Annotated in this window: 21 protein-coding genes; 14 read left to right on the plus strand and 7 right to left on the minus strand. The window is 67.8% G+C overall.

The genetic code is table 11. From position 1 onward, the window contains the following. Positions 1-13 precede the first annotated feature (13 nt). Complete coding sequence (locus tag QF206_RS02320) at positions 14-610, plus strand: ATP-dependent Clp protease proteolytic subunit (RefSeq protein WP_281487583.1); 597 nt, start codon at positions 14-16, stop codon at positions 608-610. A 22-nt stretch (positions 611-632) separates the two neighbouring features. Then, positions 633-1,292: an ATP-dependent Clp protease proteolytic subunit gene (locus QF206_RS02325; protein WP_281487584.1), complete on the plus strand. Its 660-nt coding sequence runs from the start codon at positions 633-635 to the stop codon at positions 1,290-1,292. Positions 1,293-1,391: 99 nt separating this feature from the next. On the opposite strand, the gene QF206_RS02330 is transcribed toward QF206_RS02325, so the two are convergent. Continuing rightward, on the minus strand, positions 1,392-2,009 hold the full coding sequence (locus tag QF206_RS02330) for a copper resistance CopC family protein (protein ID WP_281487585.1): 618 nt from the start codon (positions 2,007-2,009) through the stop codon (positions 1,392-1,394). A 173-nt stretch (positions 2,010-2,182) separates the two neighbouring features. Here QF206_RS02330 and clpX point away from each other — a divergent pair, with 173 nt between their 5' ends. Further along, on the plus strand, positions 2,183-3,460 hold the full coding sequence (gene clpX, locus QF206_RS02335) for an ATP-dependent Clp protease ATP-binding subunit ClpX (RefSeq protein ID WP_281487586.1): 1,278 nt from the start codon (positions 2,183-2,185) through the stop codon (positions 3,458-3,460). Here clpX and QF206_RS02340 read toward each other — a convergent pair whose 3' ends face one another. Then, positions 3,461-5,476, minus strand: a complete 2,016-nt coding sequence (locus QF206_RS02340) for a M3 family metallopeptidase (protein ID WP_281487587.1) — start codon at positions 5,474-5,476, stop codon at positions 3,461-3,463. A gap of 46 nt (positions 5,477-5,522) precedes the next feature. On the opposite strand from QF206_RS02340, the gene QF206_RS02345 reads away from it, so the two are divergent. From QF206_RS02345 to QF206_RS02355, 3 genes are all read left to right on the plus strand, one after another. Beyond that, the gene (locus QF206_RS02345; RefSeq protein ID WP_281487588.1) at positions 5,523-6,332 is read left to right on the plus strand and encodes a class I SAM-dependent methyltransferase; all 810 of its coding nucleotides are present in this window, start codon (positions 5,523-5,525) and stop codon (positions 6,330-6,332) included. A gap of 211 nt (positions 6,333-6,543) precedes the next feature. Further along, positions 6,544-7,284, plus strand: a complete 741-nt coding sequence (locus tag QF206_RS02350; protein ID WP_281487589.1) for an ArsR/SmtB family transcription factor — start codon at positions 6,544-6,546, stop codon at positions 7,282-7,284. Between the two features lie 83 nt (positions 7,285-7,367). Continuing rightward, on the plus strand, positions 7,368-7,586 hold the full coding sequence (locus QF206_RS02355; RefSeq protein ID WP_281487590.1) for a hypothetical protein: 219 nt from the start codon (positions 7,368-7,370) through the stop codon (positions 7,584-7,586). A gap of 40 nt (positions 7,587-7,626) precedes the next feature. Here the strand turns inward: QF206_RS02355 and QF206_RS02360 are convergent, their stop codons facing one another. From QF206_RS02360 to QF206_RS02370, 3 genes are all read right to left on the minus strand, one after another. After that, positions 7,627-7,887, minus strand: coding sequence for a hypothetical protein (locus tag QF206_RS02360; RefSeq protein WP_281487591.1), 261 nt, complete (start codon positions 7,885-7,887; stop codon positions 7,627-7,629). After that, a complete protein-coding gene (valS, locus tag QF206_RS02365; RefSeq protein WP_281487592.1) occupies positions 7,887-10,484 on the minus strand; it encodes a valine--tRNA ligase in 2,598 nt (865 codons plus the stop codon). Before valS ends, QF206_RS02360 begins: the two co-directional genes overlap by 1 nt. Positions 10,485-10,596: 112 nt before the next feature. Beyond that, complete coding sequence (locus tag QF206_RS02370; RefSeq protein WP_281487593.1) at positions 10,597-11,256, minus strand: TetR/AcrR family transcriptional regulator; 660 nt, start codon at positions 11,254-11,256, stop codon at positions 10,597-10,599. 228 nt (positions 11,257-11,484) lie between these two features. Between QF206_RS02370 and QF206_RS02375 the strand changes: the two genes are divergently transcribed. From QF206_RS02375 to QF206_RS02390, 4 genes are read left to right on the plus strand one after another with little or no spacing between them, the layout of a single operon-like run. Then, positions 11,485-13,086: an ABC transporter substrate-binding protein gene (locus QF206_RS02375; RefSeq protein WP_281487594.1), complete on the plus strand. Its 1,602-nt coding sequence runs from the start codon at positions 11,485-11,487 to the stop codon at positions 13,084-13,086. A gap of 15 nt (positions 13,087-13,101) precedes the next feature. Continuing rightward, entirely contained in the window at positions 13,102-14,115 is a 1,014-nt protein-coding gene (locus QF206_RS02380; protein WP_281487595.1) for an ABC transporter permease, read from the plus strand. Further along, complete coding sequence (locus QF206_RS02385; protein WP_281487596.1) at positions 14,112-14,987, plus strand: ABC transporter permease; 876 nt, start codon at positions 14,112-14,114, stop codon at positions 14,985-14,987. The genes QF206_RS02380 and QF206_RS02385 overlap by 4 nt, the downstream gene beginning before the upstream one ends. Further along, the gene (locus tag QF206_RS02390; protein ID WP_281487597.1) at positions 14,984-16,609 is read left to right on the plus strand and encodes a dipeptide ABC transporter ATP-binding protein; all 1,626 of its coding nucleotides are present in this window, start codon (positions 14,984-14,986) and stop codon (positions 16,607-16,609) included. Before QF206_RS02385 ends, QF206_RS02390 begins: the two co-directional genes overlap by 4 nt. Before the next feature lie 55 nt (positions 16,610-16,664). Here the strand turns inward: QF206_RS02390 and QF206_RS02395 are convergent, their stop codons facing one another. Together QF206_RS02395 and QF206_RS02400 are read right to left on the minus strand one after the other, a co-directional pair. Continuing rightward, positions 16,665-17,420 carry an SDR family NAD(P)-dependent oxidoreductase gene (locus QF206_RS02395; protein ID WP_281487598.1) on the minus strand — a complete coding sequence of 252 codons (756 nt, stop codon included), beginning with the start codon at positions 17,418-17,420 and terminating at the stop codon, positions 16,665-16,667. A gap of 7 nt (positions 17,421-17,427) precedes the next feature. Further along, positions 17,428-18,657 (minus strand): MalY/PatB family protein, encoded by a 1,230-nt coding sequence (locus tag QF206_RS02400; protein ID WP_281487599.1) that lies wholly within the window; start codon positions 18,655-18,657, stop codon positions 17,428-17,430. 378 nt (positions 18,658-19,035) lie between these two features. On the opposite strand from QF206_RS02400, the gene ileS reads away from it, so the two are divergent. The 4 genes from ileS to ndk are packed head-to-tail and all read left to right on the plus strand — an operon-like array spanning position 19,036 to position 24,577. Then, positions 19,036-22,281: an isoleucine--tRNA ligase gene (gene ileS / locus QF206_RS02405; RefSeq protein WP_281487600.1), complete on the plus strand. Its 3,246-nt coding sequence runs from the start codon at positions 19,036-19,038 to the stop codon at positions 22,279-22,281. A 9-nt stretch (positions 22,282-22,290) separates the two neighbouring features. Then, positions 22,291-23,700, plus strand: coding sequence for a bifunctional folylpolyglutamate synthase/dihydrofolate synthase (locus tag QF206_RS02410; protein ID WP_281487601.1), 1,410 nt, complete (start codon positions 22,291-22,293; stop codon positions 23,698-23,700). Continuing rightward, on the plus strand, positions 23,697-24,161 hold the full coding sequence (locus QF206_RS02415) for a DUF4233 domain-containing protein (RefSeq protein ID WP_281487602.1): 465 nt from the start codon (positions 23,697-23,699) through the stop codon (positions 24,159-24,161). Before QF206_RS02410 ends, QF206_RS02415 begins: the two co-directional genes overlap by 4 nt. Further along, positions 24,161-24,577: a nucleoside-diphosphate kinase gene (ndk, locus tag QF206_RS02420; RefSeq protein WP_281487603.1), complete on the plus strand. Its 417-nt coding sequence runs from the start codon at positions 24,161-24,163 to the stop codon at positions 24,575-24,577. The genes QF206_RS02415 and ndk overlap by 1 nt, the downstream gene beginning before the upstream one ends. Positions 24,578-24,745: the final 168 nt, after the last annotated feature.

Raw genomic sequence — 24,745 nt, forward strand, 5'->3', positions numbered from 1 at the left:
TGGAGCTTCTCCCATGGCCGAACCGACACTGCAACCCAGTGTTTTTGACCGACTGCTGAAAGACCGCATCATCTGGCTCGGCTCCGAGGTGCGCGACGACAACGCCAACGAGATCGCCGCGAAGCTGCTGCTGCTGGCCGCCGAGGACTCCGAGAAGGACATCTACCTCTACATCAACTCGCCCGGCGGCTCGATCACCGCAGGCATGGCGATCTACGACACCATGCAGTTCGTGCCGAACGACATCGTGACGGTCGGCATCGGTATGGCCGCATCCATGGGCCAGTTGCTGCTCACGGCAGGCACCAAGGGCAAGCGTTACATCACGCCCAACGCCCGCGTGCTGCTGCACCAGCCTCACGGCGGCTTCGGGGGCACCGCGAGCGATATTCAGACCCAGGCCCAGCTGATCCTGAACATGAAGCAGCGTCTTGCCGAGATCACCGCTGCGGCGACCGGCAAGTCGGTCGAGCAGATCAATGCCGATGGCGACCGTGACCGGTGGTTCACGGCCGAAGAGGCGCTCGACTACGGCTTCGTCGATCACATCCGGGCGTCCGCCTCCGATGTCATCGGCGGCGGCGGCACCGACACCGACAACAACAAGTAACGGAAGGCGAGAGATCACACAGATGGAAACCCCAACCTTCCGAGCCGCAGGCACGCTGCCGAACTCGCGCTACATCCTGCCGAGCTTCGAGGAGCGCACGGCGTACGGCTACAAGCGCCAGGACCCCTACGCGAAGCTCTTCGAAGACCGCATCATCTTCCTCGGCGTGCAGGTCGATGACGCTTCGGCCGATGACGTCATGGCGCAGCTGCTCGTGCTCGAGAGCCAGGACCCAGATCGCGACATCGTGATGTACATCAACTCGCCCGGTGGATCGTTCACTGCGATGACGGCGATCTACGACACGATGCTCTACATCCGACCGCAGATCCAGACCGTCGTGCTGGGTCAGGCCGCGTCGGCGGCCGCCGTGATCACCGCAGCGGGAACGCCCGGCAAGCGGCTCGCGCTGCCGAACGCCCGCATCCTGATCCACCAGCCCGCGATGGGCGAGGCGGGCCGCGGTCAGGCGTCCGACATCGAGATTCAGGCCAACGAGATCATGCGCATGCGCACCTGGCTCGAGGAGACCCTGTCGAAGCACTCGAACCGAAGCGTCGACCAGGTCAACAAGGACATCGACCGCGACAAAATCCTCAGCGCGGAAGACGCGCTCGAGTACGGGCTCATCGACCAGGTGCTCACGAGCCGCAAGAGCGGGCCGCTGGCCATCAACCAGTAGCAATCGTCGAACGAGCTTGACAGACGAGACGGCCGCCGGAGAGTACTCCGGCGGCCGTCTGCTGTTCGAGCTATTCGCCCGAGGAAGACGCGGCGCGCGTCAGCGCTTCGACGCGGAGCGTCGAACCAGTGCGAAGGTGATGCCTCCCGCGATGAAGAGGAGCGCCACACCGCCGGCGACGAAGAATGGCAGCGTCGAGGGTGCAGCGGCATCGCCCTCCGCGGCGGGGTCCTGCTGGTCGGCCTGTTCGCCATGCTGGTCGTCTGCCTGGTCGCCGTTCGAGCCCACGCAAGCACCGGCCGTCTGCGAGCCGGCAGAAGCCTCGAAATCGCCGTCCGGTGCCCACTCGAAGCCGATGACACCCGAGAGAGGGTGTCCGTCACCAGACACCAATTGGTACGTGAGCGTGTACTCGCCCGGCTCGCCGAGCAGTGCCGGTGCTGTCATCGTGTCGCCAGAGATGGTGGCGCAGCCGTCGCCGTAGTACAGGCCCTCAGCATCCTGCACCACCATGGCGAAGCCATTCCCTTCGCCGCCCAGGTCGAGCAGTTCCTCATCCGCGGTCACCGAGAACTGGTCGGGCAGAGTCGTGAGCACCTCGCCCTCAGACGGCGTCGAGTCGACGACCGTGCTGTGGGCTGCGGCGGGGCCGGCTGCGAGGAGCAGAAGGGCGGCGGATGCCGCGGCGACGGCGAGCGGACGGGACAGGCGTGACATGCGGGTGCCTCCGGCGTTCAAGGATGTTCCGGCCGATTCGGCCGCGACCCACCCTAGTGATCGAGCCTGGAAGGCCTCGTAACATGTGGCCGACCCGCCGCCGACTGCACGCGAGTGTCGGCCGCTCGGGTTAGGCTCGGTATCACGAACTCCAGCTTCGAGGGAGGCCGCGAATGGCTCGCATCGGTGAGAGCGCCGACCTGCTCAAGTGTTCGTTCTGCGGAAAGAGCCAGAAGCAAGTGCAGCAGCTCATCGCGGGGCCGGGCGTGTACATCTGCGACGAATGCGTCGAGTTGTGCAACGAGATCATCGAAGAGCGCTTGGCCGAGGCGGGCGAAGAGGCGTCGAGCGAGTTCGATCTTCCGAAGCCGCGCGAGATCTTCGACTTCCTCGGCGAGTACGTGATCGGGCAAGACGCTGCGAAACGCGCACTGGCAGTGGCCGTGTACAACCACTACAAGCGCGTGCGGGCGGCGAACCAGTTGCATGCCGCCGATGTGCACGCCGACGACATCGAGATCGCCAAGAGCAACATCCTGCTCATCGGCCCGACGGGATGCGGCAAGACCTATCTCGCGCAGACCCTCGCCAAGCGGCTCAACGTGCCCTTCGCCGTCGCCGACGCGACCGCCCTCACCGAGGCCGGCTACGTCGGCGAAGACGTCGAGAACATTCTGCTGAAGCTCATCCAGGCGGCCGACTACGACGTCAAGCGCGCTGAGACCGGCATCATCTACATCGACGAGGTCGACAAGATCGCGCGCAAGGCCGAGAACCCGTCGATCACGCGGGATGTCTCTGGCGAGGGTGTGCAGCAGGCGCTGCTGAAGATCCTCGAGGGCACGGTCGCGTCGGTGCCGCCGCAGGGCGGGCGCAAGCATCCGCACCAGGAGTTCATCCAAATCGACACCACGAACGTGCTGTTCATCGTCGCGGGTGCGTTCGCGGGGCTGGAAGACATCATCTCGAACCGTGCCGGCAAGCGCGGCATCGGGTTCGGTGCCCCGCTGCACAGCAAGGGCGACGACATCAACCTCTTCAGCGAGGTGCTGCCAGAAGACCTGCACAAGTTCGGGCTCATCCCCGAGTTCATCGGCCGTCTGCCGGTGGTGACCACGGTGAGCCAGCTCGACCGCGAGGCGCTGATGCAGATCTTGACGGTACCGAAGAACGCGCTTGTGAAGCAGTATCAGCGCATGTTCGAGCTCGATGGCGTCGAGCTCGACTTCGAGCCCGAGGCGCTCGAGGCGATCGCCGATCTCGCGGTGGTCCGTCAGACGGGCGCTCGTGGGCTTCGCGCGATTCTCGAGGAGGTGCTCGGGCCGATCATGTTCGATGTGCCCTCAGCGAGCAACGTGGCCCGAGTGGTCGTCACGCGTGAAGCCGTCGAGAACAACGCGGCGCCGACCATCGTGCCGATCAAGCCGCGTCGGCAGGAGAAGTCGGCCTAGCTACTCGAGGCCGCGCCGACGCAGGAGCGGTTCGATCTCGGCGTCCCTGCCGCGGAATTCGCGGAAGGCTTCGAGCGCCGGCTTGGAACCGCCGACCGAGAGCACCGTGCGCCGGAAGTGGTCGCCGTTCTCGCGTGTGAGTCCGCCGTTCTCCTTGAACCATTCGACGGTGTCGGCGTCGAGCACCTCACTCCAGATGTAGGAGTAGTAGCCGGCATCGTAGCCGCCGCCGAACACGTGCTGAAAATACGTGCTCGAGTACCGAGGCGGGACGGCAGGGTTGTCGAGCCCCGCGTCGGCCAGCGCCGCAGCCTCGAAGACCGCGACGTCGTCGACCCGCTGGCCGGGCTTGAGTGAGTGCCAGGCCTGGTCGAGCAGCGCGGCGGCGAGATATTCGCTGGTCGCGAAGCCTTCGCCGTGCTTCCGGGCGGCGAGCAGCTTGTCGACGAGCCGCTGCGGCATCCGCTCGCCCGTCTCGTAGTGCGCGGCGTAGTTCTCCAGCACGTCGGGCCACAGCATCCACATCTCGTTCACCTGGCTCGGGAACTCGACGAAATCGCGGGGAACGTTCGTGCCCCAGAGCTTCGGATACCTGGCCGACGACAGCAGGCCGTGCAGTGCATGACCGAACTCGTGGAAGAGCGTGTTCACCTCGTCGTAGGTGAGCAGCGTCGGCTCGCCCGCCGCGGGCTTCGGAATGTTGTGGGTGTTGACCACGATGGCGTCGCCGCCGAGCATCGAGGCACCGGTGCGCAATTCGTTCATCCACGCGCCCCCTCGCTTCGAGGGCCTGGCGTAGGCGTCGTACAGGAAGAGCCCCAGGCGGGCGCCGTCGTGGTCGCGCACCTCGTACACGCGCACATCGGCGTGATGCGCGGGAAGATCGTCGCGTTCGTGCATGGTGATGCCGTACAGCTGGTTCGCGGCGAAGAAGACGCCGTCGTGGAGCACGCGGTCGGCTTCGAAATATGGGCGCAGCTCACTCGCGGCGAAATCGAACTCGGCCTGCCGCAACTGCTCGTCGTACCACGACCAATCGCTCGCTGCGATGTCGTGTCCGGCGAGCGTCTCGAGCGAACTCTGCTCCATGCGTGCGTTGCGAGCTGCGGCCGCCGAGAGCCGCTGCAGCAGTTCTCTGACGCGCGCAGGTGACTCCGCGGTCTCATCAGCCGTCACCCACGCGGCGTGATCATCGAAGCCCAGCAGCCCCGCTCGCTCGGCTCGCAATTCGGCGATCCTCCGCACCAACGGTCGATTGTCGTTCGCCCCCGGCCGAGACCCCCGCGCGCGGGAGGCCGACATGATGCGCTCGCGGGTGCTCGGCCGTTCGAGCAGGGACAACCACGGGTGTCCTGTGGGCAGGGGAAGCGCGACGACGTAGCGCGCCGCGCTGTTCCGTTCGCGCGCCGCCGCTTCAGCGGTCGACAGTTCGCCAGGACCGAGGCCCGCGAGTTCGTCGTGGTCGTCGAACTCGACAGCCAGGTGGTTCGTATCGGCCTGCAAATGAGCGTCAAAGCGGCTGGTGAGCTCAGCGAGCTCTGCGTTGATCTCTCGCAGACGCTGTTGAGCGGCATCATCCAGCGCAGCACCGGCACGCATGAACTCAGTGCGGTACCGCTGGGTGAGGAATCTCGCTTCTTCGTCCAGTTGGGCGCGTGCTTGCCATACCGCCTCGATTCGCTCGAAGAGGCCCGGATGCTGGGTGATCGAGTCGCGGTGCCGGGCGAGTCTCGGCGAGTACTCCGCATCGAGGCGGTCGATCTCCGGTGAGGCGTCGCTGTCGAGCTGGTTGAAGAACACGGCGGTGACCCGGTCGAGCAAGGCGCCGCTCTGCTCGAGCGCTTCGATCGTGTTCTCGAACGTCGGAGGTGTGGGGTCGGTCGCGATCCGCTCGACAGCCGTCGATTGACGAGCCATCGCTTCATCCAGCGCGGGAGCGAAGTGCTCGAGACGCAGTGCTTCGAAGTGCGGCATGCCGAAGTCGAGATCGCTGTCATCAAGCAGGGGGTTCACCATCCGGCAACGATATCCGGGCCGCGCGCGACGGGTCTACGCTCGCAGCATGGCATCACGGCACGAGCGATACACCCATGGCCACCACGAGAGCGTGCTGCGCTCCCACACCTGGCGCAACGTTGAGAACTCGGCGGATCACCTCGTGCCGCACCTGGCGCCCGGCATGAGTCTGCTCGACGTCGGCTGCGGTCCCGGCACCATCACCGCCGATCTCGCGGCCCGGGTATCACCTGGACGCGTCGTGGGGATCGACGCATCCAGCGAAGTGCTCGATCAGGCCGAGAGCTACGCTCGCGGGCTGGGAGGCTCCAACCTCGAGTTCGCCGTCGGCGACGTCTACGAACTGGAGTTCGACGACGGCACCTTCGACGTCGTGCATACCCATCAGGTGCTTCACCACCTGGTGGATCCAGTCGCGGCGCTGCGCGAGATGCGGCGAGTGTGCAAGCCCGGGGGAGTCGTGTCCGCTCGGGAAGCGGACTATCACGGCATGTTCTGGTTCCCCCAGCTGGAAGGCTTGGACGAGTGGATGACGCTCTACCAGCGTGTGCACCGCGCGAACGGCGGTGATCCGGATGCCGGGCGGCGCGTGAAGTCCTGGGCGCTGCAGGCGGGGTTCACCGAGGTCGAGGCCTCTGGCGCCATGTGGTGCTACACGAGCGACGATGAGCGGGAGTGGTGGGGTGGGCTGTGGGCCGACCGCGCCGTGAAGTCGGGCTTCGCCACGAACGCGATAGAGCAGGGCCTTGCGACCCAGCAGGACCTCGAGCGCATCTCGCAGGCGTGGCGAGACTGGGCGGCGGCTCCGGACGGATGGCTGTCGCTGCCGCACGGATGGGTGCTCTGCCGCGGCTGACGGAGGCGCAGAACCACGAGCCGTATGGTCGCGCTGCCGCGCGGTTGCGCAGTGTGACGGCACGCTGCTTTCGCAGATGGAGAGTGCCCAGCATCCGTTTGCAGGGAACGGCTTGCCGGTGTGCAAACAAAGCGTTGCAAAGAGAACCTTGCAAAGCTTCCAATGCAAAGAAATGATTGCAAAGACCTCTTTGCAATGATATCTTTGCATCATGAGCAGGCACGCAGACGGCATTGAAGAGGGCCTCGCGCCCGCCGCTGGCGCCGATGAGGCGACCGCCGCTGCCGAGGGCACGGGCGAGCGCGCACCTGAGGAGACCGGCGAGCTCGACCTCGAGACGCTCAAGGCCCTCGCGCACCCGCTGCGCGTCAAGATCCTCGACCTGCTCAGCACCTACGGGCCGGCAACCGCGAGCGGTCTGGCTGATCGGCTGGGGGAGTCCAGTGGCGCAACCAGCTACCACCTTCGGCAGCTGGCCCGCCATTCCCTCGTCCGCGAGGTCGATGGCCGCGGAACCGGTCGAGAGCGCTGGTGGGAGCGTCGTCCCGGGCCGATCTCGCTGACGTCAGCCGAACTCATGAGGAGCCCGGCCGGGCGTTCGGCGTCGCGGCTGGTCGTGCGCGAGTGGTCGAAGCACCGGGAACAACTGCTCCACGACTTCCTCGAACGCGGTGTCGATGAGCTCGCGCAGAGCTGGAACGAGGCGAGCATCGTTCACACCTCGAATGCTTCACTCACAAGCGAGCAGCTCGGGCGCCTCAATCGTGAGGTGACCGAGCTGGTCGGCAAGCACCTCGAGCGCTATCGGGGGCAGTCCGTGCCCGGCATGCGCCCGGTGCAGATTCAGTACAACGGCTTCCCCGTGCTCGATGGTGTCGAGCACACCGAGGACGCCCCCGTCCCCAAGGCTGATGAGGCCGATGGGGCGGAAACCGAGACGGGGTCGCGATGACCGCCGTCACCGCGCTGGCCTGTGCCGGCGATCCGGTCGCGCTGCGTGCAGCAGCGCCCGCACACATTCTTCAGGAGTCAGCCATGTCAGTCACGGTCAGCCAAGCGCTGCGCCGACGCCGCAGTCGCACCGATCGGCTCGCCTCGAGCGTCGGCCGCACGATGATCCGTTGGGGTGCTGCGCTCGCAGCGCGCTCGTTGCCCAACGCTTCGCAGCATGAGCGAGCGATCGTCCGCGAGCGGACGCTGCTCGCTCACGAGCGTCGCGTCGATCAGCTGCGAGGGCCGGGCATCCGCGCGTAGTGACACGGGCCGGGTCGCGGCGGCACGCGGCCGGCCAAGCTCAGAAGTCCAGTTCGTCCTCGTCTGAGGTCGACTCGTCGGGCGGGCTGATGCGCACCGCGCCCGACCGGTCCACCGTGATGCGCGTACCGTCATCGAGGTCGACGACCGGGCGGCGTTCGAGCCAGGTGAGGGTCCACCGCCAAAGGGCCGTGTCGATGCCCACCAGTTGCGCCTCGACCTCGCTGATCGCGGCATGCACCTCGGCAGGCAGCGAGGCAGGGGACTCCCCTCCGACAGGCCAGCGAGTGCCGAGCTGCATCACGCCTCCGCTTCGCGGAGCGTCACTTCGCGGACTTCGACTTCATCACCGTCGACGACCTCGAGCCGATCGATCCGGCCGACCGCTCGTAGATCTTCTGCGGCGTCGCTGAGCAGCGCCGGGCCCGCGATGACGGCATGCTCGACCTGCGTCTTCTGCGACACCTTCGCGTCCGTCTTGGCGCGACGGATGCCGATGAGCGCAGCACTGACGTGGTCGAGCAGTCCGGTGGCCTCTGCGTCGGAGACCTCTTCGGGCGTGGGCCAGGAAGCTGTGTGCACCGAGCCTTCGTGCGTCCAGCTCCAGACCTCTTCGGTGGCATAGGGGATGAACGGCGCGAACAGGCGCAGCATGACGTCGATGGCCGTGCGGAGGGCGTAGACGGCGCTGGTCTGCCCAGCCTCACCCGCAGCGCCGTACGCGCGCTCCTTCACGAGCTCCAGGTAGTCGTCGCAGAAGGTCCAGAAGAACTGCTCCGTGAGCTCGAGCGCCCGTGCATGGTCGTACTGCTCGAACGCCTTGGTCGCTTCGCGCACGACCTGCGCGAGCTGCGCCAAGAGGTCGGCGTCGAGTGCCTCGGTGGCCGACGCGCCGGCGGCTGTCGCGGCATCCGCATCGAAGGAGTACACGAACTTCGCGGCGTTGAGCACCTTGATGGCGAGCCGGCGGCCGATCTTGATCTGCTTGGGGTTCTGCGGGTCGAACGCCGCGTCGGTGCCGAGGCGACTCGAGGCGGCCCAGTACCGCACGGAGTCGGATCCGTGCTCGTCGAGCAGTCCGGCCGGCGTGACGACGTTGCCCTTGGACTTCGACATCTTCTTGCGGTCGGGGTCGACGATGAAGCCTGAGATGGCCGCATTGCGCCAGGGTGCCTGGCCGTCGTGCTCGAGCAGGGAGCGCAGGGCCGTGGAGAACAGCCAGGTGCGGATGATGTCCTGGCCCTGCGGGCGCAGGTCGTACGGGAACACGGCATCGAACAGGGCCGCATCGCGCTCCCACCCGCCCGCGAGCTGGGGTGTCAGAGATGAGGTCGCCCAGGTGTCCATGATGTCGAGTTCGCCGATGAACCCTCCCGGTTCGCCGCGCTGCGACTCGTCGAACCCCGGTGCCGCGTCGGACGACGGGTCGACGGGCAGTGCCGACTCGTCGGGCACGATGGGATTCTCGTAGACCGGCTCGCCCTGCTCGTCGAGCCGGTACCACACCGGAATCGGCACGCCGAAGAAGCGCTGGCGGCTGATGAGCCAGTCGCCGCTGAGGCCGCCGACCCAGTTGTCGTATCGCACGCGCATGAAATCGGGGTGCCAGTCGATGCGCTTGCCGAGGTCGATCATGCGCGTGCGGAGCTCCTCGGAGCGGCCGCCGTTCTTGATGTACCACTGGCGCGTCGAGACGATCTCGAGCGGCTTGTCGCCCTTCTCGAAGAACTTGACCGGGTGGGTGATGGGGCGCGGGTCGCCGATGAGCTCTCCCGTCGCGCGCAGCTGCTCGACGACTGCCTGCTTGGCGCTGAAGACCGTCTTGCCTGCGAGCTGTTCGAACGCGGCGCGGCCGGTCGGCGACGTGATGGCGGCCGGCGCCTCTGCGATGACGCGGCCGTCGAAGCCGATGATCGCCCGGTTGGGCAGGTCGAGTTCCCGCCACCAGATGACGTCGGTCATGTCACCGAAGGTGCAGATCATGGCAATGCCGGTGCCCTTGTCGGGCTGGGCGAGATGGTGCGCGACGATCGGGACCTCGACACCGAACACGGGACTCGTCGCGGTCTTGCCGAAGAGGTGCTGATACCGCTCGTCACTCGGGTGCGCGACCAGTGCGACACAGGCAGGCAGCAGCTCGGGGCGCGTGGTGTCGATCTTCAGATCGCCCTCGGGCCCGTGGAAGACGATGGTGTGGAACGCGCCGGGCACGTCCTTGTCCTCGAGTTCGGCCTGCGCGACCGCCGAGCGGAACGTGACATCCCAGAGCGTGGGCGCGTCGGCCTGGTACGCCTCGCCCCGGGCGAGGTTGCGAAGGAACGCGCGCTGGGCGACCGCCTGCGCCTCGGGGGCGATCGTGCGGTAGGTCTGCGACCAGTCGAAGCTCAGGCCGAGCTTGCGCCACAGATCTTCGTACTGCTTCTCGTCTTCGACCGTGAGGCGCTCGCACAGCTCGATGAAGTTACGGCGGCTGATCGGCTGCTGGTCGGCGGCCTTCGAGCTCTTGTTGTCGCCGCCCTCGAATGGCGGCGTGAAGTCGGGGTCGTAGGGCAGCGTCGGGTCGCAACGCACGCCGTAGTAGTTCTGCACGCGCCGTTCGGTGGGCAGGCCGTTGTCGTCCCAGCCGATCGGGTAGAAGACGTTCTTGCCGCGCATGCGCTGGTAGCGCGCGATCACATCGGTGTGCGTGTAGCTGAACACGTGGCCGATGTGCAGTGAGCCGGATGCGGTCGGCGGCGGTGTGTCGATCGAGTAGATGCACTCGCGGTCGAGCCGGGCGCGATCGAACCGGTATGTGCCGTGCTCCTCCCAGCGCTCGCCCCACTTCGGCTCGAGGCCTTCGAGCGCGGGCTTCTCGGGAATGGCGTGCGGGGTGGCAGGCACGTGCGCGGCAGACATGGAGCTCCGATTCGATATGTGCGGCACCGAGTCTGTGTTCTCGGGCGGTCGAGGAGTGCCCGATCGCCGTGTGCGGGTGCCTGAGTGTGTGGCGAAAACCGTCCGATCGATCCTACCGTGAGCCGCTTGCGGCGAAGGCGGCAGCGAGGGGGCCGACGGCGGCGTGCACGTACTGCTGGAGCCCGCCACGGCCAGTACCGGCATCCGCCCACTCGCGCGCTGCCGCGACCACCGCGCCCGCGAGCGAGTACGCGGCCGCCCGGGGAATCGGGAACGAGGCGGAGTGCGGCGGGGCGGCCCGGTCGACAGGAGGCCGAGACGCCGATCGGTCCCCTTGCCGTTCGATGAATCGCTCGAGCAGCCCGGCGAATCGCGACAGCCTCGACATGGCCGACGCTTGGAGTTCGCCTGCGCCCCCGATCGCGTCGTACTGCGTGAGCACCCACGGCACCCGGGCCGCGCCGAACTCCGCTGCGATGGAGACGAGGGCGTTCGAGGCGATTGCGATCGGGTCGGAGCCCGCGGATGCGGGAAGCTGCCCGAACGCGTCGGCGAGCGCGTCGAGCGCATCGTCGACGTCGACCCAGAAGACGTCGCTCTTGGCCCCGAAATAGTTGAAGAACGTCGCGCGGCTCACGCCGGCACGCGTGGCGATGTGGTCCACGGTCGTGCGGTCATACCCCTGCTCGAGGAACAGCTCGAACGCCGCCTCCTGCAGCATCCCGCGAGAGACGGCTCGAGGACGCCCTCGGTTCGCCGCACGCTCAGTCACCCCGTCATCCTTCCAGCAACCGATCCGAATCAGGAAGGCGGGCCGCAGTCCCGACCGCTATTTGTTAGACGCAGTCCAAATATCACTAGAGTTGGCCTGCGGCCCCTCGCTCGGCCGCCCCTGCATCCGATCCATCTCAGAGAGAACTCCCGCATGCCAACCACTCGAGCCGAACGCTCACAGTCCCAGCTGCCCCAGCGAGCCCCACGCCGCCGCCTCGGTGCCGCGATGGCGCTCACCGCGGCCGCAGCGCTGCTTGCCGGGTGTGCCGCAGCACCAGCCGCAGATGACGACACGAACACCGTCACGTTCGGGATCGAAGGGGCGAACCTCGGCTCCGGCCACATGGACATCCACTCGACGCAGCTCGACGTGAGCTCGCTCGTGCTCAGGAACGTCTTCGACTCGCTGGTGGGGCAGACGGCAGACGGCCAGTTCGTGCCGTGGCTTGCGAAGAGCTGGGAGATCAGCGACGACCAGTTGCAGTACACGTTCACGCTGCGCCAAGACGTCACCTTCCATGACGGCGAACCGTTCAACGCCGAGGCGGTCAAGGCCAACTTCGACCACATCGTCGACCCCGAGACGGCGTCGGCCCAGGCCGCGAGTCTCATCGGGTACGCCGAAGAGGACGGCTACTACGTCGGCACGGAAGTGCTCGACGAGTACACGGTGAGGGTCGACTTCAGCCAGCCGTATGCGCCGTTCCTGCAGGGTCTGAGCCTCCCGCAATTGGGTTTCTACTCACCGAAGGCCCTCGCGGAGCACAAAGACGACCTGAAGGCCGGCGGGCCGGGCGTAACCGTCGGCACCGGGCCGTTCGTGCTGAGCGAGTACACCCCCGATCAGGAGTTGCGCTTCACGGCGAACGATGAGTACGCGTGGCCGGCGGAGGGCACGGAGCACCAGGGACGCGCGGCATCCGATGAGCTCGTCATCCGGGTGCTGCCCGAATCCGCGTCGCGCGTCGGCGCGTTGAACAGCGGCGAAGTCGATGTGATCGCCGATGTGACGCCGACGATGGTCCAGGAGGTCGGCGACGGCTTCGACGTCACCGCGGTCGAACTGCCCGGCATCCCGTACTCCCTCTACATCAACGAGGCGCACGGCGTCTTCGCCGACCCGCTGGTGCGCCAGGCGTTCCGGCTCGGGTTCGACCTTGATGCGGCCGTCGAGGGCGTCTACGACGGTCAGTACGCACGAGCGTGGAGCGTTCTCGCCCCCACCACGCCGAACTCCTACGAGCCCGCGGTCGAGGGAACGTGGTCGTACGACACCGACAAGGCCAACGCACTCCTCGACCAGGCAGGCTGGACCGAGCGGGATGCCGACGGGTATCGCACCAAGGACGGCGTGAGGCTCGGGGCGGTCTGGACAGCGTGGACGCCCGTTCCCGATGACCGTGCCGCACTCGCCGACATCATTCAGAGCGACCTGCGCGATATCGGTTTCCAGCTCGCACGTCAGGTGGTGGAGCCCGCTCAGTACAACGAGCTCTACGCAACCCGCGCGTTCGACCTCACCGACTGGGGCTTCTCCAGCCCCGACGCAGATGTGCTGCGCAGTCACCTGCGCACGGGCGGATTCCAGACGGTGTCGACCGTGAGCAAGCCCGAGATCGACGAACTGCTCGACCAGGCGGTCGCGACCAGCGATCCGGCCGAGCGCGAGCGGCTGTACCAGGAGGTGCAGCGCTGGAACAATGAGCAGGTGCTCATCGTCCCCCTTGTCGTGCCGTCGGAGATCACGGTCGCGAGCACCTCGGTGAAGGGGCTCACCTTCGACCTCTACGGCCGCGCCTCGTTCTACGGCGCGACCGTGGAGCGCTGACGCCGAGGGCGATGGATGCCGCCGAGCAGCCCTGACGGCGGGCGAGCCGCGAAGCGCGTCGACACTCGCCGTTCTGCCTCCCAGACATCGCTGAGCGCCCCTCCCACGAGCCTCGTGGCGAGGGCGCTCGGCCGCCTCGGTGGCATGCTGCTCGTCATGTGGGGCGCGACCACGGCGGGGTTCATCGCGCTCCGGGCGATCCCGGGCGATCCCGTCGACGTGATGCTCGGTGTCACGGCCAGTGTCGGAGAGTCCGTCCGCCAGCAGATCCGCGTCGAGTGGGGGCTCGATGAGCCTCCCGTCGTTCAGTACTTCACGGTGCTCGGGCGCCTCGTCACCGGAGAGCTCGACTCGTACCAGTTGCGGCAGCCGGTGATGACGGTGATCGCCGATCAAGCGATGCCGACCCTGCAGCTCACCGGGCTGGCCCTGGTGTTCGCGCTCGGGCTGGCGACCGTCGGCATCCTGCTCGCACGCTTGCCGGCGTTGCGGCCCATGGTGTCGACATTCGAGCTCGCACTCGTCTCTTCACCGACGTTCTGGATCGGTCTCGTGCTGCTCGCTGTCTTCGGGTATCAGCTGCGATGGTTCCCGACGGCCGCGAGCGCAGGACTGCCCGCCCTCGTGCTGCCGGCGCTCACCCTCGCGCTCCCGCTCACCGGCATCGTGAGTCAGGTGTTCAGGCAGGGCATCGGGCACGCGGAATCTCAACCCTTCGCGCTCACCGCTCGGGCCCGAGGCATCAGCGATGTCCGCCTGCTGAGCCGACACAGCCTGAGGCATGCCGCTGGCGAGACCTTGACACTCTCCGGGTACCTCGTCGGTTCGCTGCTCGGTGGAGCGGTGCTCGTCGAGACGGTGTTCGCGAGACAGGGACTCGGCGCGGTGACGGTGCGTGCGATCCTCGGGCGCGATCTGCCGATGGTGCTCGCTCTGATCGCGCTCGCCGCGGCGGTGTTCGCCGTGATCAATCTGCTGGTCGATCTGCTGGTCGCTCGTATTGATCCTCGAGTTCGGATGGCCGGATGACGCTTCTGCAGTGGCGCACGCGCGGCGAGTCCCAGCGCGGACGTGGGAGGCCAGGCCGTGGGCCGCGGGGGTGGCTGCCGACGCCGGGGGTGATCGCGGCATCCCTCTTCCTCGTCGTACTGATGGCCGCCGTCTTGGTTCCGAGTCTTTTCTCCCCCCTCGATCCGCTCCGCGCCGACGCGTCGGCAAGCCTCGACGCGCCGAGCGCCGAGCACTGGTTCGGCACCGACCGAGCGGGTCGCGATGTGTACGCCCGGGTCGTGCACGGCGCGCGCGCCTCGCTCGGAGTGGGCCTCGGCGCCACAGCGCTCGCGCTCGTCGCCGGCCTGATCATCGGCGTGGTGGCCGGGCTCGCACCGAAGATGATCGATGCAGCAGTATCACGCTCCATCGAGGTGCTCATGGCGTTTCCCGAGTTCCTGCTCGCACTCGTCGTGATCGCGGTCGTGGGCCCGGGCGAGACCGGGCTGCTCGTGGCGGTGGCTTCTGCCGCGATGCCCGCCTACGCGCGCGTCGCCCGCAACCAGACCCTTGTCGTGCGGAACGCGGGTTACGTTCGCGCAGCGACCGTGCTCGGCGTGCCCCCGTGGCGCAGCGCTCTGCGCCACATCGTGCCGGGCACGCTCGGCCCTCTGCTCGTGATGGCGATCCTCGGCGTGGGCACCGCGATCGTCTCGGCCGCGGGACTCAGCTTCCTCGGTCTTGGCCCGGCGCCTCCATCGCCCGAGTGGGGAGTGATCCTCTCCGAGGGTCGCAACACCCTCTCGACCGCGTGGTGGGTCGCCGTCTTCCCAGGCCTTGCGATCATGGCCGCGGTCGTCTCGATTGGCACGGTCGGCCGTCATCTGAAGACCGGCGGGGCGGTCGCATGAGCGGCACGCCGATGGGCAGCGCCGGTCGCACAGTGACTCGGGTGCGAGGGCTCAGCATCCGCTTCGGCGACGCCGTCGTCGTCGATGACGTCGCGTTCACCGTCGCTGCTGGCGAGTGCCTCGCGATCGTCGGGGAATCGGGCTCGGGCAAGACCCTCACCGGCCGGGCTCTGCTCGGTCTCGCACCGCCCGGGGCCGCGTTGGAGGCCACCGAGCTCACTGTCACGGGACTCGACGCCCGCCGATACACCGAGCGCGACTGGCGGCGCGTGCGGGGCTCACGCGTGGGGCTCATCGCCCAGGACGCACTGGTCGCCCTCGACCCCCTGCGGCGCGTCGGCGCGGAGGTCATCGAGGCGTTCGAGGTGCATGCGGCGCCCGGGCGTGCCCGGATGGATGCCGCGATGCGCCGCTCGCGGGTGATCGACCTGCTGCGTCGGGTCGCTGTCCCCGAACCGGAGCTTCGTGCGCGGCAATACCCGCTCGAGCTCTCCGGCGGGCTCCGTCAACGCGCCCTGATCGCCTCCGCGCTCTCCGGCGATCCGGTGCTCCTCGTCGCAGACGAACCGACCACCGCGCTCGACGTGACGGTGCAGCGACGTGTGCTCGAACTCCTCGCCGAGTTGAAACGTTCGGGCATCGGACTATTGCTCATCAGCCACGACCTCGCGGCGGTCGCCCAGCTGGCCGACCGCATCGCCGTCATGCACCACGGGCGCATCGTGGAATCCCGGCCGACGCGGGAGCTGCTCTCAGCGCCCGAGCACCCCTACACGCGCATGCTGCTCGACGCCGTGCCGCGGCCGGATGTTCGTGCGGAGGCGGGCGACGGCGAGGTGGTGCTCGAAGCTCGTTCGGTCAGCAAGCGCTATCCGGCCCCGGGCCGCGGCGTCCGCCGGGCCGTCGACGGGGTCTCGCTGCAGCTGCGGCGAGGGCAGACCCTGGGCATCGTTGGGGAGTCCGGCTCGGGCAAGAGCACCCTTGCGCGCGTTCTGCTCGCTCTCGAGCGACCCGATCACGGGGAAGTGCTGCTCGAAGGCGCGCCGTGGTCGGTGCTTCCCGAGCGTCGCCGCCGTACTCGACGTCACGCTCTGCAATTGATCGATCAGGATCCCTTCGGTTCGCTCGACCCTCGCTTCACCATCGCCCACGTGCTCCACGAGGCATTGCGGCTCAATGACACTGGCAACGGCGGTCGCGCCGGAGCACGAGACCGGGTCGAACGTGCCGGCGCGCTGCTCGCCGAGGTCGGGCTCGAGACCGGTCTGCTGAGCCGCCGCCCGCACGAGCTCTCGGGCGGCCAGCGCCAGCGGGTTGCGATCGCGCGGGCGCTCGCTCGGGAGCCTCGCGTCCTCGTCTGCGACGAGCCCGTCTCAGCGCTGGATGTCTCGGTGCAGGCGCAAGTGCTGGAACTCCTCGAACGGCTCCGCGACGAGCGACGGCTCAGCATGGTGTTCATCTCTCACGACCTCGCGGTCGTCAGCAGACTCGCCGACCACGTGCTCGTCATGCGCGACGGGCGTGCGGTCGAACAGGGAACCGCACGCGAGGTGCTGCGTCACCCCGAGCATCCGTTCACGCGCGAGCTGCTCGATGCCGCTCCGCGTCTGCCCAGCCCGTGACACCGCTGCCTCCAGCCCAAGCACCGCGCGCCGACGCGCCTGTGCGTCTGCGGCGCTAGCGCGGCGCCATGCGGATCGCGCCGTCGAGCCGCACCACCTCGCCGTTGAGGTACCCGTTCGTCACCACGTGCTCGACGAGCGAAGCGAATTCTTCAGGACGTCCGAGCCTCGACGGATGCGGCACCTGGTGCCCGAGCGAGTCGCGCACCGACTGCGGGAGACCCATCGTCAATGGCGTCGCCATGATGCCGGGAGCGATGCTCACCACGCGGATCCCGAAGCGCGACAGCTCTCTGGCGAGGGGGAGCGTCATCGACGCCACTCCGCCCTTCGAAGCCGAGTACGCGGGCTGCCCGATCTGTCCCTCGAACGCGGCCGCAGAAGCGGTCATGACGATGACGCCGCGGTCTCCATCCACCGCATGTGACGACACCATGGCATTGGCTGCGAGGCGCACGGTGTTGAACGTTCCGGTGAGATTGACCGCGACCACGCGCTCGAACTGCTCAAGCGGCAACGGCCCGTCTCTGCCCAGCAATTTGCCCGGTGTCGCGATGCCTGCGCAGCACACCGCGATGCGCAAGGGTGCGAGTTCCACCGCACGGGCGACCGCGGCTTCGAGTTGCGCGCTGTCGGTCACGTCTGCCGACACGAACTCCGCGCCGATGCGTGTGGCCGCATCCGCGCCGCGGCTCGACTCGAGATCGGTGATCACCACCTTGGCGCCGCGTTCCGCGAGACGGCTGGCTGTCGCGAAGCCGAGGCCCGAGGCCCCGCCCGTCACGAGCGCGGAGGATCCATTCAGATGCATTCCCTGTTCACTCCTCGGGAGTCGACGCGGAACGAGACACGGAGGAGGCTCGCGGCGTTGTGCCGGCCGCCGCTCGACTGGCTGTCGCCGATGCGAGCGCCTCAGCCATCCGGCCGACAGCCTCCTCGATGATCTCGGGTGAGGTTCCGAAGTTCAGTCGCGCGAACGCTGCGCCCTGCCGGCCGAAGCCGCCGCCGGGGTTCAGCGCGACCCGCGCCTGCTCGAGCGCGGCTCCAGCCGGGTCGGCCGCCCACGCCGTTCCGCTGAAGTCGAGCCACGCCAGGTAGCTGGCATGCGGGCGGCGATATGCCACGCCGGGCAACCGCTCGGCGACGAGCCGCTCGACGAGCAGCGCGTTCGATTCGATCGTCTGCAGCGCGCCGTCGAGCCACTCGTCACCCGACGCGAACGCGGCCGCCGTGGCGATCGCGCCGAACTGGCTGGCTCGCCAGAAGACTTCCTCGGGCATCGCATCGAATGCGCGGATGCCGCGGTCGCTCGCCGCGACCATCACCGCGCACTTCAAGCCCGCCAGGTTGAACGCCTTGCTCGCCGACGTGACCGAGAAGCCGCACTCGCGTGCGGCATCCGACACCTCGAGGAACGGCGTGAACGTCGCGGAGGAGTGCGTGAGGGGCGCATGGATCTCATCGCTCACGATCGACACGCCATGTGCGGCAGCCAGGACGGCGAGCGCTTCGAGCTGCTCACGCGTGTGAGGGTGACCGAGCGGGTTATGCGGATTGCAGAGCAGCATGGCGCGCGCACCGGCTCGAAAGGCCCGCTCGATGCCGCCGAGGTCGAGCGCCGGCGTGCCGGCCCCGTCCGTGAGCAGCGGCACCTCGGCCACACGCCCACCGGCCTCGGGCACGATCTCGAAGAACGGCGGGTAGACCGGGGGAGTGACGACCACCTCGTCGCCGGGAGCGATCGTTCGGCGCAGCACCTCCACGAGCCCGTAGCTCACGTCGATCGTGAGGCGCACCGCCGCGGGCGACACCTCCCACCCGAGTCGGCGGGCCGCGAAGCCGGCGAAGGCCTCGGGCACGGCGCCACGGCCGTTGAGGTAGCCGGTGTCGGAGCGGTCGATCGCGTCGTGGAGGGCTTGCGCAATCGGCTCCGCCAGCGGCAGGTCCATCTCGGCCACCCACAGCGGAAGAACGTCGTCGGGATACGCTCCCCATTTCACGCTCGTGCGGCGACGCAGACGATCAAGCGGCTCGGCGGCGACAGGCATGCTCCAAGCCTGCCACGCACGCTGCCGGTGCTGGTGACGCCATTCGGCGCGGTGACCGCGTCTGCTGGCAAGCGGCGCAAGACGTCCCGGCGCCCGCCGGAGGTGCAGGAGTCGCCGACCGGCCCTCGTCGGGCGGCCGGGCGCGAGGGACGGCATCCGGTAAGATCGACGCTCAGTGGCGCTGATCCGGCAATCACCGGGGAGCCTTCAGAAGAACAGCCGACGCGGCGACGCAAGGCCAAGTAGAACTGAACGGGGCTGGCCCGTCACAGCCAAGGAAGAGCGGTCGCCGCAAGGCGGCAAGCGGGGTGGTACCGCGGTGTGCGATTTCGAATCGCGCAGCGTCCTCGTGCAGCCGAAAGAACTGCCAGGAGTGACATGAGCTACCCTCGCAACAGCCGAGACGACGATGGCCAGGGCGTCAGCCCCTCGCCGAGCTTCCCCGCCATCGAAGAGCGGATTCTGGCGTTCTGGAAGAACGACGACACATTCAAGGCGTCGATCGAGCAGCGCAACGGCTGCGAGGAGTGGGTCTTCTACGATGGCCCGCCCTTCGCCAACGGCCTACCGCACTACGGACACCTCCTCACCGGCTACGCGAAAGACCTCTTCCCGCGATTCCAGACCATGCGGGGCAAACAGGTGCAGCGCCGCTTCGGCTGGGACACGCATGGACTGCCCGCCGAGCTCGAGGCCATGCGCCAGCTCGGCATCACCAAGAAGGACGAGATCGACGCGATGGGCGTCGGCGCCTTCAACAGCGCTGCTCGCGAATCGGTGCTGCGGTACACGCAGGAGTGGCAGGAGTACGTGACCCGGCAAGCCCGCTGGGTCGACTTCGAGAACGACTACAAGACGCTCGACACGACCTTCATGGAGAGCGTCATCTGGGCGTTCAAGCAGCTCTACGACAAGGGGCTCGCGTACGAGGGCTTCCGGGTGCTGCCGTACTGCTGGAACGACGAGACCCCCTTGTCGAACCACGAACTGCGCATGGACGACGACGTCTACAAGACGCGGCAGGACCAGACCGTCACGGTGACGTTCCCGCTCGTCGGCGAGAAGGCCGAGGCCCTGGGACTCACCGCGGTGCGTGCCCTGGCCTGGACCACCACTCCGTGGACGCTGCCCACGAACGCCGCGCTCGCCGTCGGCCCTGACATCGAGTACGCGGTCCTGCCGAGCGGTCCGCTCGGAGCGGGCGACGGTTCGGCCGAGGGAGTAGCGCTGTATCTGCTCGCGACCGAGACGGTCGCCGCGTATTCGAAGGACCTCGGATACGACAGCGCGGATGCCGCGGCAGCCGCAGTCCTGCGCACCGTGCGAGGTGCCGAACTGGAGGGCGTGCAGTACGACCGCCTCTGGGACTTCTACGCCGACGAGGCCTACGGAAACGAGAACGCGTGGCAGGTGCTGGTCGCCGACTACGTCGCGACCGGGGAGGGCACTGGCATCGTGCACCAGGCCCCGGCCTACGGTGAGGACGACCAGGTCACGACGGCGCGCTACGGCATCCCCGTCATCCTCTCGGTCGACGACGGAGGCCGCTTCCTGCCCGCAGTGGAACCGTGGGCCGGCCAGCATGTGTTCGAGGCGAACAAGCCCATCACACAGGCGCTGCGGGCCGAGGGCCGGCTGCTTCGGCAGGCGAGCTACGAGCACCCTTACCCGCACTGCTGGCGTTGCCGGCAGCCGCTCATCTACAAGGCCGTTTCGAGCTGGTTCGTGCGGGTCCCCGTGATCAAGCAGCGGATGCTGGAGCTCAACGAGCAGATCAACTGGGTGCCCGAGAACGTCAAGCACGGCCAGTTCGGCAAGTGGCTCGAGGGCGCGCGCGACTGGTCCATCTCGCGCAATCGCTACTGGGGGTCGCCGATTCCCGTGTGGAAGAGCGACAACCCGGCGTACCCGCGCATCGACGTCTACGGCTCGCTCGACGAGCTCGAACGCGACTTCGGCACGCTGCCCCGCAACGCCGACGGCGAGCCGGACCTGCACCGTCCGTACATCGACGAGCTCACGAGGCCGAACCCTGACGACCCGACGGGCGCATCCACCATGCGACGCATCGATGACGTGCTCGATGTGTGGTTCGACTCCGGTTCGATGCCGTTCGCGCAGGTGCACTACCCGTTCGAGAACCGCGAGTGGTTCGATTCGCACAATCCTGCGGATTTCATCGTCGAGTACATCGGCCAGACGCGCGGCTGGTTCTACACCATGCATGTGCTGGCCACCGCGCTGTTCGACCGCCCCGCCTTCTCGAACGTGATCAGCCACGGCATCGTGCTCGGCAGCGACGGGCAGAAGATGTCGAAGTCGTTGCGCAACTACCCCGACGTGGCCGAGGTGTTCGACCGCGACGGCGCCGACGCCATGCGCTGGTTCCTCATGTCGAGCTCCGTCATCCGGGGCGGCAACCTCATCGTCACGGAGGAGGGCATCCGTGAGGGGGTGCGCCAGGTGCTGCTGCCGTTGTGGAGCACCTACTACTTCTTCACGCTGTACGCCAACGCCGCTGGGGTGGAGGGCGAGTGGCGCACCGACTCCACGGATGTGCTCGACCGCTACCTGCTCGCCAAGACGCGCGATCTCATCGACGAGGTCACCGGGCACCTCGAACGGCTCGACGGGCCGCTCGCCGCTGCCGCGCTCCGCGACTTCGCCGACGTGCTGACGAATTGGTACGTGCGGCGCAGTCGCGATCGATTCTGGAACGGTGACGACCGCCAGGCATTCGACACCCTCTACACCGTTCTCGAGACGGTCACTCGGGTGGCGGCACCGCTCCTGCCGCTGATCACTGAGGAGATCTGGCGCGGACTGACCGGCGGGCGCAGCGTGCACCTGGAGGACTGGCCGGATGCAGATGCATTCCCCTCCGACGACGTGCTGGTGGCGACCATGGATCGGGTGCGCGAGATCGCGTCGGCAGGGCTCGCGCTGCGAAAGGCGCGCAAGCTGCGCGTACGTCTGCCGCTCGCGTCGCTGCGTGTCGTGACCGCGGATGCCGAGCGTCTGGCAGAGTTCACCGACATCCTGCGCGACGAGCTGAATGTGAAGGCCGTCGTCGCCGAGGCGCTCGGTGAGCAGAGCCTCGCGGAGTACGGCATCACGCACCGGTTGACGGTGAACGCTCGCGCGGCCGGGCCTCGTATCGGCCGGCAGGTGCAGCAGGTCATTCAGGCGGCGAAGTCCGGCGACTGGCAGCAGGACGCAGACGGCGTCACCGTCGGCGGGGTCGCACTGCAGGAGGGCGAATTCGAGCTCGTGCTCGAGTCGGCCGACGCTGAGAACGCCATCGCGTTCCTCAACGGAGGCGGATTCGTGCTGCTCGACACGGCCACGACGCCCGAGCTCGAGGCCGAAGGCGCTGCGCGAGACGCGATCCGGGGCGTGCAGGAGGCCCGCAAGGCGGCGGGGCTCGATGTGAGCGACCGCATCCGCCTCGTGCTCACCTCGAATGCGGCGGCTCAGCTCGAGTCGCATCGAGGCCTCATCGCGGCCGAGACCCTTGCGGTCGAACTCGAGGTGATCGAGGCTGAGGGGGGCGACGTCAAGATCGGCGACGGCTCGTCGATGACCGTGACCCTTGCCCGTATGAACGATGCTCCGGTTGGATGACGCCACGGCATGAATAACGACGACATCTTCGACGAGGCGGGCGCCTGGGATGACGCCGCGTTCGACGACAACGAGTACCGTGACGCGGCGGACGCGGTGTACGCGCAGCTGCTGGAGCGCGTCGGGGAGGCGAATCCTCAGCCCAGGCTCGAGCCGACGCGTCGGGTGGCGGAGCTGCTCGGCGACCCGCAGACCGCCTACGCGATCGTGCACGTCACCGGCACGAACGGCAAGACGTCCACCAGCCGCATGATCGAGAGCCTGTTGCGTGCGCACGGGCTGCGCACGGGCATGCTGACGAGCCCGCACTTGCGGCGGTTCAACGAGCGCATCGTCATCGACGGGCGGCCCATCAGCAACGCCGCCCTCAGTGACAACTGGGCCGATATCCAGCCGTATCTGCTGATGGTCGACGCCGAACTCGCCGCCAACGGAGAACCGCCGCTGACCTTCTTCGAGGCGCTGACGGTGCTCGCCTACGCTAGCTTCGCCGATGCTCCGGTGGATGTGGCGGTCATCGAGGTCGGCATGGGCGGCGAGTGGGACTCGACCAATATCGCCGATGGCGCGGTCGCCGTGTTCACACCCATCGCGCTCGACCACACCGACCGGCTGGGTTCGACTCTCGAAGAGATCGCCAGGACGAAAGCCGGGATCATCAAGCCCGCGGCGCGGGTGGTGTCAGCACTGCAAGACCCGGAGGCGATCACCGAGTTGCGCCTTCGGGCATCGCAGAACGAGGCGAGCGTCGACGTCGAGGGAACGGCCTTCGCCGTCGAGAGCACCACGGTCGCGGTCGGTGGCCAGCTGATCACGCTTCGCGGCCTCGGGGGAGAGTACCGCGACCTGTTCCTGCCGCTGTACGGCGACCACCAGGCTCAGAACGCCGCGTTGGCAGTCGCAGCGGTCGAGTCGTTCTTCGGCGAGGGCTCGAGGTCGCTCGACGCCGACCTCGTCGCAGAGGGGCTGGGTCAGGTCACCTCACCAGGACGGCTTCAGCTCGTCGGCACCGAGCCGAGCGTCTTCGTGGATGCCGCCCACAATCCGCACGGCGCAGGCGCCCTCGCCAGCGCGCTCACCGCGTACTTCGACTTCGATGAGGTCGTATGCGTCATCGGCATCCTCCACGGGAAAGACGCCCGCGGAATCGTGGAGGCGCTCGATCCGGTCGTCTCGCGCTTCGTGGTCACGGCCTCGAGCTCGGATCGGGCCATCGACGCCGATGAGCTTGCGGCCACCGTCGTCGCCGTCGCAGGCAGCGATCGTGTTCGGGTGGAACCGCATCTCCCCACCGCATTGGACGATGCCCGGGATGACGCCGCGCAGTCGGAGCGCGGTGCCGTGATCGTCACCGGGTCGGTTACGCTCGCCGGCGATGTCATCGACCTCGCGGAGCAGGAGCAGTGGAAGCAGTCATGACCCAGCACGTTCCTGAGGACGATACGCCGATGAGTTCCGCCTCCCACCAGCAGCAGCCTTTTCTCAGGGCGCCGCGTCGTCGTCGGGGGGCCACCGAGTCGCTGCTGTCCGTGGTGCTCGGGCTCGAGATGATGCTCGTGTTCTTCGTCGCGCTGGTCTTCTACGGGCTGCGCAAGCTCGAACCGCTGCAAGCGCTCTTCGGCGGCATCCTGGTCGTGGTGCTGCTCGTCATCGCCACTCGGATGCTGCGCTACACGTGGGGCCCCTGGGTCGGCGCTGCGCTGCAACTGATCTTCATCGCTTGCGGATTCCTCGAGCCGATCATGTTCTTGATCGGCGTGGGGTTCGCGGCGATGTACGGGTACTACTTCGCGAAAGGGCGCCAGCTCGATCGCCGCAATGAACGGTTCCGTGCTCGACTCGAGAGCGAGCGCGCGGACGCAGAAACAGAAGGAGAGTAATGGCCGTCGAAGAAACTCTGGTGCTCGTCAAGCCTGACGGGGTGGCGCGGGGCCTCACCGGCGAGATCTTGCGCCGCATCGAGTCCAAGGGCTACAGCCTTGTCGACCTTCGCCTGGTGCAGGCGGAGCGCGATCTGCTCGAGCGCCACTACGCCGAGCATGAGGGCAAGCCGTTCTATGAACCCCTGCTGGAGTTCATGGAGTCGGGGCCCGTGGTCGCGATTCGAGTCGCTGGTGAACGCGTCATCGAAGGTGTTCGAGCGCTCATGGGGGCCACCGACCCCACCACCGCTGCCCCCGGCACGATTCGCGGCGATCTCGGCCGCGACTGGGGCCTCAAGGTGCAGCAGAACCTCGTGCACGGCAGCGATTCGCCCGAGACCGCAGCGCGCGAGCTCGACCTCTGGTTCCGCTAGCGCGCGGCGCTGCGCCGCGCAGCGAACGGCAGACGAGGCCACGCTGGTGACGTTTGGCGCGCCCGCACAGCCGATTCTGGCTGGGGCATGCGATAATCGAGAGCAGTCGAGCGGGCCGCGCCCGCATCGGCGCCAGAGAAGGCTTACCGGGCAGAGAACCGGGCCACG

Source organism: Ruicaihuangia caeni (genome assembly GCF_029952955.1).
GTDB classification, from domain to species: Bacteria; Actinomycetota; Actinomycetes; order Actinomycetales; family Microbacteriaceae; genus Ruicaihuangia; species Ruicaihuangia caeni.

What these genes read in the sequence shown, in the direction of transcription:
- QF206_RS02320 (WP_281487583.1), top strand. Translation starts at nt 14, where the DNA reads ATGGCCGAACCGACACTGCAACCCAGTGTTTTTGACCGACTGCTGAAA.
- QF206_RS02325 (WP_281487584.1), top strand. Translation starts at nt 633, where the DNA reads ATGGAAACCCCAACCTTCCGAGCCGCAGGCACGCTGCCGAACTCGCGC.
- QF206_RS02330 (WP_281487585.1), bottom strand. Translation starts at nt 2,009, where the DNA reads ATGTCACGCCTGTCCCGTCCGCTCGCCGTCGCCGCGGCATCCGCCGCC.
- clpX (WP_281487586.1), top strand. Translation starts at nt 2,183, where the DNA reads ATGGCTCGCATCGGTGAGAGCGCCGACCTGCTCAAGTGTTCGTTCTGC.
- QF206_RS02340 (WP_281487587.1), bottom strand. Translation starts at nt 5,476, where the DNA reads ATGGTGAACCCCCTGCTTGATGACAGCGATCTCGACTTCGGCATGCCG.
- QF206_RS02345 (WP_281487588.1), top strand. Translation starts at nt 5,523, where the DNA reads ATGGCATCACGGCACGAGCGATACACCCATGGCCACCACGAGAGCGTG.
- QF206_RS02350 (WP_281487589.1), top strand. Translation starts at nt 6,544, where the DNA reads ATGAGCAGGCACGCAGACGGCATTGAAGAGGGCCTCGCGCCCGCCGCT.
- QF206_RS02355 (WP_281487590.1), top strand. Translation starts at nt 7,368, where the DNA reads ATGTCAGTCACGGTCAGCCAAGCGCTGCGCCGACGCCGCAGTCGCACC.
- QF206_RS02360 (WP_281487591.1), bottom strand. Translation starts at nt 7,887, where the DNA reads ATGCAGCTCGGCACTCGCTGGCCTGTCGGAGGGGAGTCCCCTGCCTCG.
- valS (WP_281487592.1), bottom strand. Translation starts at nt 10,484, where the DNA reads ATGTCTGCCGCGCACGTGCCTGCCACCCCGCACGCCATTCCCGAGAAG.
- QF206_RS02375 (WP_281487594.1), top strand. Translation starts at nt 11,485, where the DNA reads ATGGCGCTCACCGCGGCCGCAGCGCTGCTTGCCGGGTGTGCCGCAGCA.
- QF206_RS02380 (WP_281487595.1), top strand. Translation starts at nt 13,102, where the DNA reads ATGCCGCCGAGCAGCCCTGACGGCGGGCGAGCCGCGAAGCGCGTCGAC.
- QF206_RS02385 (WP_281487596.1), top strand. Translation starts at nt 14,112, where the DNA reads ATGACGCTTCTGCAGTGGCGCACGCGCGGCGAGTCCCAGCGCGGACGT.
- QF206_RS02390 (WP_281487597.1), top strand. Translation starts at nt 14,984, where the DNA reads ATGAGCGGCACGCCGATGGGCAGCGCCGGTCGCACAGTGACTCGGGTG.
- QF206_RS02395 (WP_281487598.1), bottom strand. Translation starts at nt 17,420, where the DNA reads ATGCATCTGAATGGATCCTCCGCGCTCGTGACGGGCGGGGCCTCGGGC.
- QF206_RS02400 (WP_281487599.1), bottom strand. Translation starts at nt 18,657, where the DNA reads ATGCCTGTCGCCGCCGAGCCGCTTGATCGTCTGCGTCGCCGCACGAGC.
- ileS (WP_281487600.1), top strand. Translation starts at nt 19,036, where the DNA reads ATGAGCTACCCTCGCAACAGCCGAGACGACGATGGCCAGGGCGTCAGC.
- QF206_RS02410 (WP_281487601.1), top strand. Translation starts at nt 22,291, where the DNA reads ATGAATAACGACGACATCTTCGACGAGGCGGGCGCCTGGGATGACGCC.
- QF206_RS02415 (WP_281487602.1), top strand. Translation starts at nt 23,697, where the DNA reads ATGACCCAGCACGTTCCTGAGGACGATACGCCGATGAGTTCCGCCTCC.
- ndk (WP_281487603.1), top strand. Translation starts at nt 24,161, where the DNA reads ATGGCCGTCGAAGAAACTCTGGTGCTCGTCAAGCCTGACGGGGTGGCG.